The sequence below is a fragment of the Oscillibacter sp. GMB15532 genome, assembly GCF_041020825.1.
GTDB lineage: Bacteria > Bacillota > Clostridia > Oscillospirales > Oscillospiraceae > Oscillibacter.
Genome location: NZ_JBEVTO010000003.1, coordinates 278,854 through 293,617 on the forward strand (window position 1 = coordinate 278,854; position 14,764 = coordinate 293,617).

Here is a 14,764-nt window from a genome sequence, read left to right on the forward strand (position 1 = left end):
CAGGAAGGAGAACGCCCGATGAAATGCCCCTATTGCGGGTTCGCCGAGAGCAAGGTTGTGGATTCCCGCCCCACCGACGACGGGGCCAGCATCCGCCGCAGGCGGGAGTGCCTGTCGTGCAGTAACCGGTTCACCACCTATGAGACGGTGGAAAGCCTGCCCATGGTGGCGGTGAAAAAGGACGGCAGCCGCCAGAGCTTTGATCGCAGCAAGGTTCTGGGCGGCATGATCCGCGCCTGTGAGAAGCGGCCCGTGCCGCTGGCGGAACTGGAGCGCATCGCCGACGAGGTGGAGCAGGAGCTGCAAAACGGACTGGACCGGGAAATCACCACGGAGCACATCGGCGAGCTGGTGATGGAAAAGCTTCGCAAGCTGGATCAGGTGGCCTATGTCCGCTTCGCCTCCGTTTACCGCCAGTTTAAGGACATCGATACCTTCATGTCGGAGCTGAACAAGCTTTTGGCAGAGCAATAAACCCTTTTTACGCGGTAGGAAACGCGGTTCCCGGCGCGCATGCCATAGAGAAATAGGGGTCCCGGGCCGCGCCCGGGGCCTCTTTTTGCCCGTTTTGGACAAAAATTCAGACTTTTCAGCGGAGACACGCCGAAAAAGTTGATTTTCCCGCCGGAATTGCGGACAATAACTTGCAAAGCACCCGGCGATGTGATAAATTAAAAAGGTTCATCAGATTCATAAGAACGAAGGAGTAACGCCATGTCCGCCCTGAAAGACGAAATCTCCCGGCGCCGCACGTTTGCGATTATTTCGCATCCCGACGCCGGTAAAACCACCCTTACGGAAAAATTTCTGCTGTACGGCGGCGCCATTGCCCAGGCCGGTGAGGTGAAGGGCAAGCGGGCCAAGGCCGCCACCTCCGACTGGATGGAGATTGAGCGCCAGCGCGGCATTTCCGTTACCTCATCGGTGATGCAGTTTCAGCACGGGGGGTATTGCATCAACATTCTGGATACCCCGGGCCATCAGGATTTCTCCGAGGATACCTACCGCACGCTGATGGCGGCGGATTCCGCCGTCATGGTCATCGACGGGGCCAAAGGCGTGGAGCCGCAGACCCGCAAGCTTTTCCGCGTCTGCGCTTTGCGGAATATCCCCATTTTCACCTTCATCAACAAGATGGACCGGGAGACGAAGGACCCTCTTGCGCTGTGCGAAGAGGTGGAGCGGGAGCTTGGCATCGACACCTATCCGGTCAACTGGCCCATCGGCTGCGGTCGGGAGTTTGCCGGGGTTTACGACCGGGAAAAGAGCCGTATCCTCTTTTTTCAGGGCGAGGGCCACGGGAAAAAGGCGGAGGCCACCGAGGTGGATTTGGAAGACCCCAAGGTGGGCGAGCTGATCGGCGAAAAGCGCTGGAGCACCCTGCGGGACGAGGTGGAGTTGCTGGGTGCGGGCCGGGAATTTGATATGGAAGCCGTCCGCGCCGGAAAGCTCAGCCCCGTGTTTTTCGGGTCTGCGTTGACCAACTTTGGCGTGGAGCCTTTTCTGGCGGAATTTTTGCGTATGACCACCGCACCTCTGAGCCGCACGGCGGACTGCGGCGTGGTGGACGCGTTTTCCCCCGACTTCTCCGCCTTTGTGTTCAAAATTCAGGCCAACATGAACAAGGCCCACCGGGATCGGCTTGCGTTCATGCGCATCTGCTCCGGCAAGTTTGAGCGGGACGCGGAGGTCTATCACATGCAGACCGGCAAAAAAATGCGCCTGAGCCAGCCTCAGACCATGATGGCTGCTGAGCGGGAGATCGTGGACGAAGCCTACGCGGGCGATATCATCGGCGTGTTCGACCCCGGCATTTTCTCCATCGGAGACACGATTACCGTGCCGGGAAAAAAGTTCAGTTTTTCCGGCATCCCTACTTTCGAGCCGGAGCATTTCATGCGGGTCAGCCCCAAGGACACCATGAAGCGCAAGCAGTTTATTAAGGGGACGGAGCAGATTGCCCAAGAAGGCGCTATCCAGATATTCAAGGTTCCCGGCGCGGGCATGGAGGAAGTCATCGTGGGCGTAGTGGGCACGTTGCAGTTCGACGTGTTCGAGTATCGCATGAGAAACGAATACGGCGTGGAGCTGTATATGTACGGCCTGCCTTACGAGCATCTGCGCCGCATTTCCGCAAGCCCCGTGGAGGACCCGAAGGAGTTGACGCTGTGCATGGGTGCGGAGGTTCTGGAAGATTTCCGGGGCAGACATCTCGTGGCCTTTGGTGGCGAGTGGTCCGTGGGCTTTTTGCTCAAGCACAACCCGGGACTGGAGCTGTCCGAATCCGTTTCGGTGTAAGAGCAGCGTCAAAATTAGACGTAAAGCGTCGCGCCGCAATAGAGCGGGCGGGGCTGCCACATGAAAAAATAAATAAAACCCGGGGAGCAGGATAAAAACCATTCTGCTCCCCGGCTTTTGCGATGGAATGCAATATATATTTGACATTAAGAAATGTATAGTATATACTGTGACTATGAAAGGGGGCATTTTATGAAAAACAAGAGAATGAAAATTGCTCGCATGGAATCGGACATGAAACAAGATGACCTGGCAAAAGCCGTAGGCGTTACCCGCCAGACCATCGGGCTGATAGAATCAGGGGATTATAACCCCACGCTGAACCTCTGCATCGCGATTTGTAAGGCGCTTGACAAAACACTAAACGATTTATTCTGGGAGGAATCGAAATGAAAAGACAAAATATGCAAGACGAAAGAGTTGCGGCGCAGCGCCGTAAAATAAACAGTGAAGCAAACGGTATTTTAATGACGGTGCTTTTGTTATCAATCCTCGTACAGCAATTTTTTCTGAATGCTCCGTTTAAGCAATACGCAGTTGAGGCGATCTGCTTTTTCGGAATGTCCTTGTACATGATTGTCCGATACATGACGCTGGGCCTTGACTTATACGGCGAAGGAAAGCGGACCAAGGGGATGCTTTTGGTGAACAGCTTGATGGCGGGAACAGCAGTAACGGCAATCAACGGTGTTTTGAACTATGCACAATACGCACAGCGCTATAAAGAGGATGGCATGGGTTATTTTATCGCGGTGCTGGCAATTACGTTTATCAGCGCAACTGCTTCTACGTTTGCTGTGCAGGCATTCTTTGCTTATCTCAATCAGAAAAAACAGGCGAAAATTCAAAAGCAGTTGGATGAAGATGAAAAAGACGAACAAGGATGACTTCTTCCCATAAATATCAGGTAAATGTTGTCTTACGAGTATGCTTTCAAAACAGCGGAGCTACTTGCGCCGGATTTGAAAAATTTTAATTTTCCGAATTAAAATGCGCGGGAGAGATTGAAAAATGTTTCTCCCGCGCATTTTTTATGCAGTCTTTTTCCGTGTTTCACCCATCGCCACCCGTCTGCCATGCGTTGACAGGGGGCGGGGCGCATGGTATGTTGAAAGCAAACGGGACGGCTTTTTTTGGAAGCCGGGAAAGGGGCGTATCCATGGAAGAACAGAATGTCAAGCTGACAAAGCTGGCAAAGTGCGCCGGGTGCGGCGCAAAGGTGGGCGCGGGGGTGCTGAGCCAGTTGCTGGAGGGCATCCGGGTCCACAGCGACCCCAATCTGCTGGTGGGCTTTGACAAGAGCGACGACGCGTCGGTCTACAAGGTCAGTGACGAGCTGGCTCTGGTGCAGACGGTGGATTTTTTCCCGCCCATCGCGGATGACCCCTATCTTTTTGGCCAGATCGCGGCCACCAATGCACTGTCCGATGTGTACGCCATGGGCGGAGAACCCAAGCTGTGCCTGAATATCATGGCCGTGCCGGAATCCATGCCCAAAGAAGCGGTGCACCAGATGCTCCGGGGTGGGTATGACAAGGTATACGAAGCGGGGGCGCTGATCACCGGGGGCCACAGCATTTTGGACGACGAGCCGAAATACGGCCTGTGCGTCACAGGCTTTGTCCATCCCGACAGGGTGCTCACCAATTCGGGAGCGAAGCCCGGCGACGTGCTGCTTTTGACCAAGCCCATCGGTATCGGGGTGCTGTCCACGGCGCAGAAGGCGGAGATGCTCTCCTCTGAGGGCGCGGAGCTGATGTACCGGCTGATGACTACCTTGAACCGCTCCGCCCGGGACGCCATGGTGAAGTACCGCGTTCACGCCTGCACCGATATTACCGGCTTTGGCCTGCTGGGTCACGGCTTTGAAATGGCGCAGGGCAGCGACGTGACCATGACCATAGACGTGGGAGCCATTGACCTGATTCCCGAAGCGCTGGAGCTGGCGAAGATGGGGATTCTTCCCGCCGGAATGTACCGCAACCGCACCTTCGCCGAGCCGGGAGTGGACGTGGGTGACACAGAACTTGCCAAGCAGGACCTGCTGTTCGATCCCCAGACCGCCGGGGGCTTGCTGATTGCCGTGGCGGCGGAAGACGCAGACGCGCTTTTTGCGGAGCTGAAGGACTGCGTTCCCAGCGCCCAGCGTATCGGCGGGGTGGAGCCCTATACCGGGGGCGCGCGTATCCGGCTGCGCTGAAGGCCGTCTGACGGGCGTACTTAAAAAATGTGCGCTCCCCCAAAAGTGGGGAGCGGAGGGGGCGCGTGACATGAATCAGGAATACCTGCGGGCCATTCCCAAGGTGGACGAGCTGCTGCGGGAGCCGTCTGTGCAGGCTCTGACGGAGAAATATCCCGCCCGGACGGTGACGGACGCGGTTCGCGCCGTGCTGGAGGATTTGCGGCGGGAGATATTGGCTGGCGGGCGGGAACCGCCGCCGGATAAAGCGGCGCTGTGCGCCGCGGTGGAGGCGGTTGCCCGGCGGGATACGCTGCCGTCTTTGCGCAGCGTCATCAACGGCACCGGCGTGGTGCTGCATACCAACATGGGTCGGGCGTGCCTGTCCGAGCGGGCGGCAGAGGCCGCCAAAAACGTTGCCCGAAGTTACAACACGCTGGAATATGACGTGGAGGGCGGCTGCCGGGGGCATCGCTGTGCCCATGTGGAGGGACTTTTAACCCGCCTTATCGGTGCGGAGAGCGCTCTTGTGGTGAATAACAACGCAGCCGCGGTGCTGCTGATTCTTTCCGCCATGGCGGAGGGGGGTGAAGTAATCGTCTCCCGGGGCGAGCTGGTGGAAATTGGCGGTTCCTTCCGCGTTCCGGAGATTATGGAGACCTGCGGCGCGCGGCTGCGGGAGGTGGGGACCACCAACAAAACCCGTCTTGGGGACTACGAAAAAGCCATCGGTCCAGATACCCGGGCGCTGATGAAGGTTCACACCAGCAATTTCCGAGTGGTGGGCTTTACTCAAGCTGTGCCCCCGGCGGAGTTGGCGGCGCTTGGCCGCAGCCGGGGCCTTCCGGTTATTGAGGATTTGGGCAGCGGCTCGCTGTTAAATCTGGCGCGGCTGGGCCTGCGGGACGAACCCACGGTGCAGGAATCCGTGGCGGCGGGCATCGATGTGGTCTGCTTTTCCGGGGACAAGCTTCTGGGTGGTCCGCAGGCGGGAATTATCGTGGGGCGGGAGGAAGTTCTCTCGCTCCTGCGGGAGCATCCCCTCTATCGGGCGGTGCGCGTGGACAAAATGACGCTGGCAGCGCTGGAGGCCACCCTGCGGGCCTATGTGGAGGAAACTGCGGAAACAGAGCTGCCCACCCTTGCCATGCTGGCACAATCGCCGGAAACGCTGCGGATGCGCGCCCAGCGGCTCTGCGCGCTGGCGCGGGAGGCAGGTGTGGACGCGGAGGTGGTTCCCGAGGAGGATCAGGTGGGCGGGGGCAGCGTCCCAACGCAAACACTGCCGAGCTTTGCCGTGGCGGTGACGCCCGGACATGACGGCGTGGACGCGCTGGAGACTGCCATGCGCCTGCGGGAGCGGCCTATCATCGGCCGGGTGGCCCATGACCGCTATCTGCTGGACGCGCGGACGCTGCGGGAGGACGAGTTTTCCTGTATTGTGGATGCGCTGCGGGAGTGCCTGCGATGAAGCATGTGATTATCGGTACCGCGGGCCATGTGGACCACGGAAAAACCCTGCTGATCAAGGCCCTCACCGGCATCGACACCGACCGGCTTCAAGAGGAGAAAAAGCGGGGCATTACCATTGAGCTGGGCTTTGCCCATCTGGATTTTGACGACGGCACACAGGCGGGCATTGTGGACGTGCCGGGCCATGAAAAGTTTATCAAAAATATGCTTGCGGGGGCGGGGGGCATCGACCTTGCCATGCTGGTGGTGGCCGCGGACGAGGGCTTCATGCCCCAGACCGTGGAGCATCTTGGCATTCTGACGCTTCTGGGCATCAGGGACGGTCTTGTGGCCGTGACCAAGGCCGACATGGTGGACCCCGAATGGCTGGACATGATGCGGGAGGAAATTGCCCAGCGGGTACAGGGGACGTTTTTGGAGGGCAAGCCCATCCTCACCGTCTCCGCCTATACGGGGCAGGGCATTCCGGAGCTGAAAGAGGCCCTCCACGCGTTGGTACTGGATGCCCGGGAAAAAAACCTGCGGGTGGCGTTCCGCCTGCCGGTGGACCGGGTGTTTTCCGTGGACGGCTTCGGCACCGTGGTGACAGGCACCCTTATTGAGGGGGCCATGCACGAGGGGGATGTGGCGGCGCTTGCCCCCTCCGGAGCGGAAACTCGGATTCGGAATTTGCAGGTCCACGGAAAAGACGTGGAAACTGCCTACGCGGGCCAGCGGGTGGCGGTGAATCTGGCGGGCCTGAAGCGGACGGACGTGCAGCGGGGCGACGCGGTGGCAAGGCCCGGAAGCCTGCGAACCTCGTTGATGCTGGACGTGCGGCTTCAGAACCTGCGTGCTTCCCAGCGGGTGATTTTAAACGACTCTCAGGTTCACCTGTATCACGGCGCGTCGGTGCTGCTTGCCAAGGTAGTGCTGCTGGACCGGGACGGGCTGGACCCCGGTGAAAGCTGCTATGCCCAGCTCCGGCTGACGGAGCCGATTGCCTCGAAAAACGGGGACCGGTTTGTGGTCCGCTTTCTTTCGCCGCTGGAAACCATCGGCGGCGGCTTGATTTTAGACGACGCGCCCAAGCGGCATAAGCGGGGAGACTCCACGGTACTGGAGGCGCTGCGCATCCGGGAAAGCGGCTCCGGCGGCGACCGGGTGGTGCAGGTGGCGGCGGAGTTTGGCACAGCGCTGCCCCAAACCGACAAGCTGGCGTCTAAGCTTGGAATGGACCCGCAGGAGCTGGAAGCGCTGTTGGGAGAGCTGGTGTCGGCGGGCCGATTGGTGGAGCCGCTGCCCGGCCGGTTTGCATCGTCCGGCGTGATGGACGGCGTGCGGGACGCCTGCCGGGGGCTTTTGGAGGATTATCATCGGAAAAACCCCCTCCACGCCGGGATGAAGGCCGCCGAGCTGCGTCAAAAGCTATTTAAATCCATGGACCAGACCGGGGCGGACGCGCTGTTGCGCCAGCTCTGCGCCGAAGGGAGCATTCGCCGGACGGCGGAGCGGTATGCGCTGGCGGAGTTTTCCGTCCGGTTCACAAAAAAGCAGAGCGCCATCCGGGAACGGCTGCTGGAGAGTTACCGCAAGGCGGGCATCGAGCCGCCAACCACGGAGGAAATGCTGGCCCAATTTTCGCAGGGCGAAGCTGCCGACGCCAAGCAGGTGCTGGACAGCGTCCTTACCGGCGGGGAGCTGGTGATGCTCTCTCCCCAGATTTGCTATCACAAAGACGCTTGGCTGCGGGCGCGAAGCGCGGTCCGGGACCACTTCGCCGAGCAGGAGACGATTACGCTGGCGGAGCTGCGGGATGCGCTGGGAACCTCCCGGAAATATGCCCTCGCGGTGCTTGAATATCTGGATCGCTTCCACGTGACGAAAAAGGAGGGCGACCTCCGCCGCCTTGCGGATAAAAGCTTTCTGGCGGACAACGCACAGTAAAGCGGGCGCCGTGCAGTTTCTGTGCCCGTAGAGCGAAAAAGCCTGGTTTTCCAAGGCTTTGAGCGCTGCTTCTTTGCCGGAAAGCCCGCCCGGGGCCGCCCATAGGGCCGGAAAAAACCTTGCTTGGGTTGGGTATTGCCATTTCGCAAAGGACGTGCTACAATAGCGCCGTCGACCGTGGAAGCGGCGATTTTCGTGGGAGTAGATGGGTGCTGGTGTGCCCCCCGGTCTTCAAAACCGGTGAGGGTGGTGAAGAGCTGCCCAGGTGGGTTCGATTCCCACATATTCCCGCCAGGGGACGCCGCGCCAACGCGCGGCGTCCCTTTTTTCGGATATTTTGAAACCATTCCGGTTAAAAAAGAAATTAATTGGCGGCTTTATCCCAAACAAATTTTTGCGGAGCTGCGCGGCCTCTGCCGCGCCCGCGAAAGGAGATACCCATGGATTTTCGGCAGTTGGAGGCGTTTTCCCGTGTGGTGGAGACGGGCAGCTTTTCCCGGGCGGCGGAGGCGCTGGGTGTGAGCCAGCCCACCATCAGCGCGCATGTGACGGCGCTGGAGCGGGAGTTGGGCCTGACCCTCATCGCCCGCACTACCCGTGAGGCCGGACTTACGGAGGCGGGGCGGCTTCTGTTTGAATATGCCGGGCAGATCCTGACCCTCCGCCAGCAGGCGGGCGAGGCGCTGCACCGGTTTGCAACGGACCTGTCCGGCACGGTGGTCATCGCCGCGTCCACCATACCGGGGCGGTATTTTCTGCCCCGGCTGCTTTCGGCGTTCCAAAAGCGTCACCCCGACGTAAAGTTCGATCTACGCATCACGGACAGCGCCGGGGCGGTCCGTCAGGTAACGGACCGGGAGGCGGAGATTGGCTTTTGCGGCACGCTTCCCGGCGGCAAGTACGTCGCCCGGGAGTTTGCCAATGACCAACTGGTGCTGGTGGCCCCGAATCTTCCCAAGTACCGGACTTGGCGGGAGGAGGGTGTCTCTTTGCGCCGCGCCGCCCGGGAGCCCTTCGTGGTCCGGGAGGAGGGAAGCGGCACCCGTCGGGAGACAGAGCTGTTTCTCCGGGCCATGGGCGTGGACCCCAACGGTGTGAATATTGCCGCGCAGGCCTCCTCCAACGAGGAGGTGGAGCGGCTGGTGGAGGAAGGGGCCGGGGTTGCCATCCTCTCCAAAAGCGCGGCGGAGGAGCGGGAAAAGCTTTTGACGCTGGAGCTGCCCGGTATCCGGATTCGGCGCAAGCTCTATCTGCTCCGCCGAAAAAACAGCGTGCTCTCTCCCTCCGCACAGGTGTTTTACAGCTTTGCTGAGGGATTTTATCTCCGCAGCTCGGAATCAGCGCCTTGAAATTGTGCAAAACGCAGAAAAAATATGAAATATTCTTGAGAAAACTACTGCAATGCGCCAATAAAAGCGCGGGGGCGCTGTGAAAAAATCAACAAAGGATTGGAATTCCTATGGGAAAATTTGAAAAATCCCCAATTGTCTACTCCGTCAATTTGCTGAATTGAATATATAGATGAAAATTATAAATGGCTTTTTTTTCTTGCGTCCCAAGAGATGGGGCGCTTACAATGGGTATAAAGACGGGGCGAGTGCCCGGTTTGAAAAATTGAATGATTTGGATGACGGTTGCAGGAGATCTGCCCATTAGAGGCGGGGCCGAAGGTATAAGTATTGCTAGCTTGCCGGCGCGATATGAACATCTCAGGCGAAAGGACTGCAGCCCGACAACTCTCTGGAAAGCGAAAGCGCCGAAGGAGCAACCTGCGTTTCGCAGGGAATCTCTCAGGTAAATCAACAGAGTCGGGCAGCACGAGCTTGTGCTGTCCGATTCTGTTTTTGCTTTGGAAGGGGGCGCGGCTGTGACCAGCGAGCGGCAATATCTGATTTTGACAAACAATCCCCTTGTAAAAGCATGCATGGCGGAGCGATACGAAATTCTCCTTTCGGAAGAACTGACCCTGCGGGAGATTCTGGTGAAGGCGCGGGACATGGTGTATGCCGGGCATACTCTGTATACCCACCCGCTGGCGGGCAGCGTGAAACCCAACGAAACGCCCTATAAATCCGTGGTGGTATCCAAAGCCCCCCGGGAATTTTCGGTGGAGCAGGCGGGACTGATTGCGGGCAGCATCGAGGTATGCGACAAGCTTACGCCCCGCCGCCGTACGCTTACGAAGAGCGTGCTGGAGGATTTCCAACTGATTGACTATACCCTGCTCTCCGGCGCTCTGGGCTTTGACGCTGCGGCAGGACTTAGTAACGCACGCAAATAAAAATGAAAAGAAGGAGGTGCTCACTTTGAAATTGGAATTGGGCTTTATCCAGATTCAGGACATTCAATTTTCAAAGGAATGCAAGGTAGAAAACGGAACGCTTTTTGTCAATGCCGATGAAGTCATGGATTTTATCTTCAAAGACGACGATGCGAAAGCCTGCATCAAGTCCGCGAGCTTTGACATCGCAAGACCCGGCGAGAGCGTGCGCATTACCCCGGTGAAGGATGTGATCGAGCCCCGCGTGAAGGTAGATGGTCCCGGCGGCGAGTTTCCCGGCGTCATCGCCAAGGTGGATACCGTTGGCTCCGGAAAAACCCATGTGCTGCGGGGCATGGCCATTGTCACCGCGGGCAAGATCGTGGGCTTTCAGGAGGGCATCATCGACATGACCGGCCCCGGCGCGGACTACACCCCGTTCTCAAAGCTGTTGAACCTGGTCCTGCTGTGCGAGCCGATGGAGGGCGTCCATCAGCACGAGTACGAGCACGCGGTCCGCATGGCGGGCCTGCGGGCCGCCACCTTTGTGGGGGAGCTTGGCCGCGACGTGACCCCCGACGAGACGCGGGAGTTTGAGACCTACGGCGTGAAGGAGGGCATGGAAAAGCTCCCCGACCTTCCCCGTGTGGGCTATGTCCACATGCTCCAGAGTCAGGGATTGCTCCACGACACCTATGTCTACGGCGTGGACGCCAAGAAAATTATTTCCACGCTTTTAAACCCTACCGAAACCATGGACGGGGCCATCATCTCCGGCAACTGCGTGTCCGCCTGCGACAAGAACACCACCTATCACCACCAGAACAACCCCGTGGTGGCGGACCTGTTCGAGCAGCACGGCAAGACCATCAACTACGTGTGCAACATCATCACCAACGAAAACGTGTATCTGGCCGACAAGCAGCGCTCCTCTGACTGGGCCTCCAAGCTTGCCCGACTGCTGGATCTGGACGGCGTGGTTGTCTCCGAGGAGGGCTTCGGCAATCCGGACACGGACCTGATCATGAACTGCAAGAAGACCGAGCAAAAGGGCATCCGCACCGTTCTGATTACCGATGAATACGCCGGACAGGACGGCAAGTCCCAGTCCCTGGCCGACGCGGACGCACTGGCCGATGCGGTGGTCACCGGAGGAAACGCCAATCAGGTGGTGATCCTTCCCAAGCTTGACAAGGTCATCGGGATGCTGGATTACGTGGACAAAATCGCGGGCGGGCACGCCGGGTCACTGAGGCCCGACGGGTCCATTGAGGCGGAGCTTCAGGTCATCACCGGCGCCACCAACGAAATGGGCTTTAACCGCCTGAGCGCCAGATAAGGAGAGGAGGAGAAAAGCATGAGTTATCGTGTCGTACACTATATCAACCAGTTCTTTGCCAACATCGGCGGCGAGGAAATGGCCCATGTGCCGCCCGAGCTGCGGGAAGGCCATGTAGGCCCCGGCCTTGCCTTCAATCAGGCATGGAAGGGCGAGGCAGAGGTAGTGCAGACCATCGTCTGCGGCGACTCCTATTTTGCCGAACATGAGAAGGACGCCAAGGCACAGGTATTGGAATGGGTCAAGGCGGCAAAGCCGGACCTGTTTATCGCCGGTCCCGCCTTCAACGCAGGACGGTACGGCTACGCCTGCTCCAACATCTGCCAGGCGGTTCAGGACGAGCTGGGGATTCCCGTTCTCACCGGTATGTACGAGGAAAACCCCGGTGCGGACCTGCGCACCAAGGTTTTGATCATTGCCACCACCAACAGTGCCGCCGGTATGCGCAAGGCCGCGCCCGCCATGGCAAAGCTTGCCATGAAGCTGATGCGTGGCGAGGAAATTGGCGCTTCCTGCGAGGACGGATACCTGCCCAACGGCATTCGCCGCAACTTCTTTGACAAGGAGCGCGGCTCCAAGCGGGCGGTGGATATGCTGGTGGCAAAGCTTTCGGGAAAGCCCTTTACCACCGAGTATCCCATGCCGTCCTTTGACCGGGTGGCCCCCAACAAGGCCGTAAAGGATTTGAGTAAGGCCATCGTGGCCCTGTGTACCTCCGGCGGCATCGTCCCCAAAGGGAATCCGGACCATATTGAGTCCTCCAACGCCTCGCATTACGGCGAATACAACATTCAGGGTGTGGAGAGACTGACGGAGGAAACATACGAAACCGCCCACGGCGGCTACGATCCCGTCTATGCCAATCAGGACCCCAACCGCGTGCTGCCCGTGGACGTTCTGCGGGAGTTTGAACGGGAGGGCAAAATCGGCAAGCTGCACGATTTCTTCTATACCACCGTGGGCAACGGCACCGCCGTGGCCTCGTCCAAAAAATTTGCCGCCGAATACGCGCAGAAGCTTCTTCAGGCCAACGTAAGCGCGGTCATTATGACCAGCACATGAGGTACCTGCACGCGTTGCGGTGCAACGATGGTAAAAGAGATTGAGCGGGCGGGTATTCCCGTGGTGCATATGTGCACAGTCACGCCGATCTCCATGACGGTGGGCGCAAACAGAATCGTTCCCACCATTGCGATTCCCCATCCCCTTGGAAACCCCGCGCTGGCCCACGAGGAAGAATATGCTCTGCGCAAGAAGCTGGTGGCCCGTGCTCTGGAGGCTCTGACCACCGAGGTGGAGGACCAGACTATTTTCGAGGTCTGACAAAAGTTGAACATCGCCTCCGGCGGCGGCTTGGCCGCCGCCGGGGAGCGAGTATGGGAGCGATAGCAATGAGCAAAACCTATGATGTCATCATTCTGGGCGCCGGCCCCGCGGGTCTTGCCGCAGGGCTGTATGCCGGACGCAGCCGGCTGGATACCCTGATTATCGAAAAAGGGCAGGATGGCGGACAGATCGCCATTACCAGTGAAATCGAAAACTATCCCGGGCAGCTTTTGGAGGGGGAAACCGGCCCCTCGCTGGTGGCCCGGATGACGGAGCAGGCCAAAAAGTTCGGCGCGGAGCGGATAAGCGACGTGATCAAGTCGCTGGACCTTTCCGGTGACGTGAAGAAGGTGATGGGAAACAAGGGCGAGTATCTGGCAAAGGCCGTGATTCTCGCCACCGGCGCGTTTCCCCGGCCCATCGGCTGCAAAAACGAGGCCAAATTTGTGGGCAAGGGCATTTCTTTCTGTGCCACCTGCGACGCCGCGTTTTTTGAGGATTTTGAGGTCTTCGTGGTGGGCGGGGGAGACTCCGCTGTGGAGGAGGCCATGTACCTCTCCAAGTTTGCCCGGAAGGTTACGATTATCCACCGCCGGGAGGAGCTGCGGGCCGCCAAATCCATTCAGGAAAAGGCGTTTGCCAACCCCAAGCTGCATTTTATGTGGGATTCCGTGGTGGAAGAGGCAGACGGTGACGAGCTGCTGTCCAGGATGGTGATTAAAAACACCAAAACCGGCGAGCTGACGACTGTCGAGGCGGACGAAGAAGACGGGATGTTCGGCCTGTTCGGCTTCATCGGCCTGCTGCCCAATACAAAGCTGTACGAGGGTGCGGTGGACATGGAGAACGGTTATATCCGCACTGACGACAACATGCATACCAACCTCCCCGGCGTGTTTGCAGTGGGGGATTTGCGGGTGAAGAGCCTGCGGCAGGTGGTCACCGCCGCAGCGGACGGTGCGATTGCCGCCATGCAGGCGGAGCACTATATTTCCAATCTGAAGTAAAAGGAGCGAAGGATATGCTGGAACTGGATAAGGAAACCTTTGAAGCTGAAGTGCTTCAGGCCCCCGGCAAGGTCGTTGTGGACTTCTACGGGGACGGCTGCGTCCCCTGCGCGGCACTGATGCCCCACGTCCATGAGTTCGCGGAAAAGTATGGCGGCGACGACCTGAAATTCTGCGCGCTGAACACCACCAAGGCCCGCCGCCTTGCCATCGGGCAGAAAATTCTGGGTCTGCCGGTGATTGCCGTGTATGAAAACGGAGAGATGATCGACTCCTGCGTGAAGGACGACGCAACGCCCGAAAATGTGGAGGCCATGATCAAAAAGTACGCCTGATCCATAAAAACCCCGCCCTGCGGGGGCGAAAGCAGTTCAGGCTGCAAATTCAGGTAGCGGGCCGGAATCGCTGTTTATCCGGCTGACTATAATCTTACAGAAAAGGAGGAACAGAAACATGAGTATCTTAGCGGGCAAGAAGGTTGTCATCATCGGCGACCGGGACGGCATCCCCGGCCAGGCCATCGAGGCGTGCGCCAAGAGCGCCGGTGCCGAGGTCGTGTTTTCCTCGACGGAGTGCTTCGTCTGAACGGCCGCTGGTGCAATGGATCTGGAAAATCAGAAGCGGGTTAAGGAATTCGCCGAGCAGTATGGCCCCGAGAACGTAGTCGTTCTTTTGGGCGCGTCTGAGGGCGAGGCTTCCGGCCTTGCGGCTGAAACGGTCACCAACGGTGACCCCACCTATGCCGGTCCATTGACAGGAGTCCAGTTGGGACTCAGGGTTTATCATGTGTGCGAGCCTGAAATCAAGACGGAATTTGACGAGGCCGTCTATGACGAGCAGGTGAGCATGATGGAAATGGTTTTGGACGTTGACGACATCGTCAATGAGATGACCAGCATTCGGGAGCAGTACTGCAAGTATTGATTCCGAGTCGGCGGGGGGGGGGGGGGGGGGGG

The 14,764-nt window shown here is 58.8% G+C and carries 14 protein-coding genes, 1 tRNA gene and 1 riboswitch; all 15 genes read left to right on the top strand.

Features of this window, described 5'->3' with window-relative positions; all coding sequences use genetic code 11:
• Nucleotides 1-18 precede the first annotated feature (18 nt).
• The 15 genes from nrdR to grdA all read left to right on the top strand — a co-directional run bounded on the left by nrdR (nt 19) and on the right by grdA (nt 14,732).
• Complete coding sequence (nrdR, locus tag ABVS15_RS05680) at nt 19-474, top strand: transcriptional regulator NrdR (RefSeq protein WP_369282771.1); 456 nt, start codon at nt 19-21, stop codon at nt 472-474.
• A gap of 240 nt (nt 475-714) precedes the next feature.
• Complete coding sequence (locus ABVS15_RS05685) at nt 715-2,298, top strand: peptide chain release factor 3 (RefSeq protein ID WP_369282772.1); 1,584 nt, start codon at nt 715-717, stop codon at nt 2,296-2,298.
• 192 nt (nt 2,299-2,490) lie between these two features.
• Nucleotides 2,491-2,691: a helix-turn-helix transcriptional regulator gene (locus tag ABVS15_RS05690; protein ID WP_369282773.1), complete on the top strand. Its 201-nt coding sequence runs from the start codon at nt 2,491-2,493 to the stop codon at nt 2,689-2,691.
• Nucleotides 2,688-3,185, top strand: a complete 498-nt coding sequence (locus tag ABVS15_RS05695; protein WP_369282774.1) for a DUF6773 family protein — start codon at nt 2,688-2,690, stop codon at nt 3,183-3,185. The genes ABVS15_RS05690 and ABVS15_RS05695 overlap by 4 nt, the downstream gene beginning before the upstream one ends.
• Nucleotides 3,186-3,457: 272 nt before the next feature.
• Nucleotides 3,458-4,498 (top strand): selenide, water dikinase SelD, encoded by a 1,041-nt coding sequence (selD, locus tag ABVS15_RS05700; protein WP_369282775.1) that lies wholly within the window; start codon nt 3,458-3,460, stop codon nt 4,496-4,498.
• 70 nt (nt 4,499-4,568) lie between these two features.
• Nucleotides 4,569-5,948, top strand: coding sequence for an L-seryl-tRNA(Sec) selenium transferase (selA, locus tag ABVS15_RS05705; protein ID WP_369282776.1), 1,380 nt, complete (start codon nt 4,569-4,571; stop codon nt 5,946-5,948).
• A complete protein-coding gene (selB, locus tag ABVS15_RS05710; RefSeq protein WP_369282777.1) occupies nt 5,945-7,876 on the top strand; it encodes a selenocysteine-specific translation elongation factor in 1,932 nt (643 codons plus the stop codon). Before selA ends, selB begins: the two co-directional genes overlap by 4 nt.
• A gap of 197 nt (nt 7,877-8,073) precedes the next feature.
• Nucleotides 8,074-8,170 (top strand) — tRNA-Sec (locus ABVS15_RS05715).
• A gap of 146 nt (nt 8,171-8,316) precedes the next feature.
• A complete protein-coding gene (locus ABVS15_RS05720; protein WP_369282778.1) occupies nt 8,317-9,225 on the top strand; it encodes a selenium metabolism-associated LysR family transcriptional regulator in 909 nt (302 codons plus the stop codon).
• Nucleotides 9,226-9,606: 381 nt separating this feature from the next.
• A riboswitch (glycine riboswitch) is annotated at nt 9,607-9,692 on the top strand.
• A gap of 51 nt (nt 9,693-9,743) precedes the next feature.
• Nucleotides 9,744-10,157 carry a GrdX family protein gene (locus ABVS15_RS05725; RefSeq protein ID WP_369282779.1) on the top strand — a complete coding sequence of 138 codons (414 nt, stop codon included), beginning with the start codon at nt 9,744-9,746 and terminating at the stop codon, nt 10,155-10,157.
• 25 nt (nt 10,158-10,182) lie between these two features.
• Nucleotides 10,183-11,475 (top strand): glycine/sarcosine/betaine reductase component B subunit, encoded by a 1,293-nt coding sequence (locus ABVS15_RS05730; RefSeq protein ID WP_369282780.1) that lies wholly within the window; start codon nt 10,183-10,185, stop codon nt 11,473-11,475.
• Between the two features lie 18 nt (nt 11,476-11,493).
• Nucleotides 11,494-12,798, top strand: a complete 1,305-nt coding sequence (gene grdB / locus ABVS15_RS05735; RefSeq protein WP_369282781.1) for a glycine reductase complex selenoprotein B — start codon at nt 11,494-11,496, stop codon at nt 12,796-12,798.
• Nucleotides 12,799-12,866: 68 nt separating this feature from the next.
• Nucleotides 12,867-13,808, top strand: a complete 942-nt coding sequence (gene trxB / locus ABVS15_RS05740; protein ID WP_369282782.1) for a thioredoxin-disulfide reductase — start codon at nt 12,867-12,869, stop codon at nt 13,806-13,808.
• A gap of 14 nt (nt 13,809-13,822) precedes the next feature.
• Nucleotides 13,823-14,143 carry a thioredoxin family protein gene (locus ABVS15_RS05745; protein ID WP_369282783.1) on the top strand — a complete coding sequence of 107 codons (321 nt, stop codon included), beginning with the start codon at nt 13,823-13,825 and terminating at the stop codon, nt 14,141-14,143.
• A gap of 118 nt (nt 14,144-14,261) precedes the next feature.
• A complete protein-coding gene (grdA, locus tag ABVS15_RS05750) occupies nt 14,262-14,732 on the top strand; it encodes a glycine/sarcosine/betaine reductase complex selenoprotein A (protein ID WP_369282784.1) in 471 nt (156 codons plus the stop codon).
• Nucleotides 14,733-14,764 lie beyond the last annotated feature (32 nt).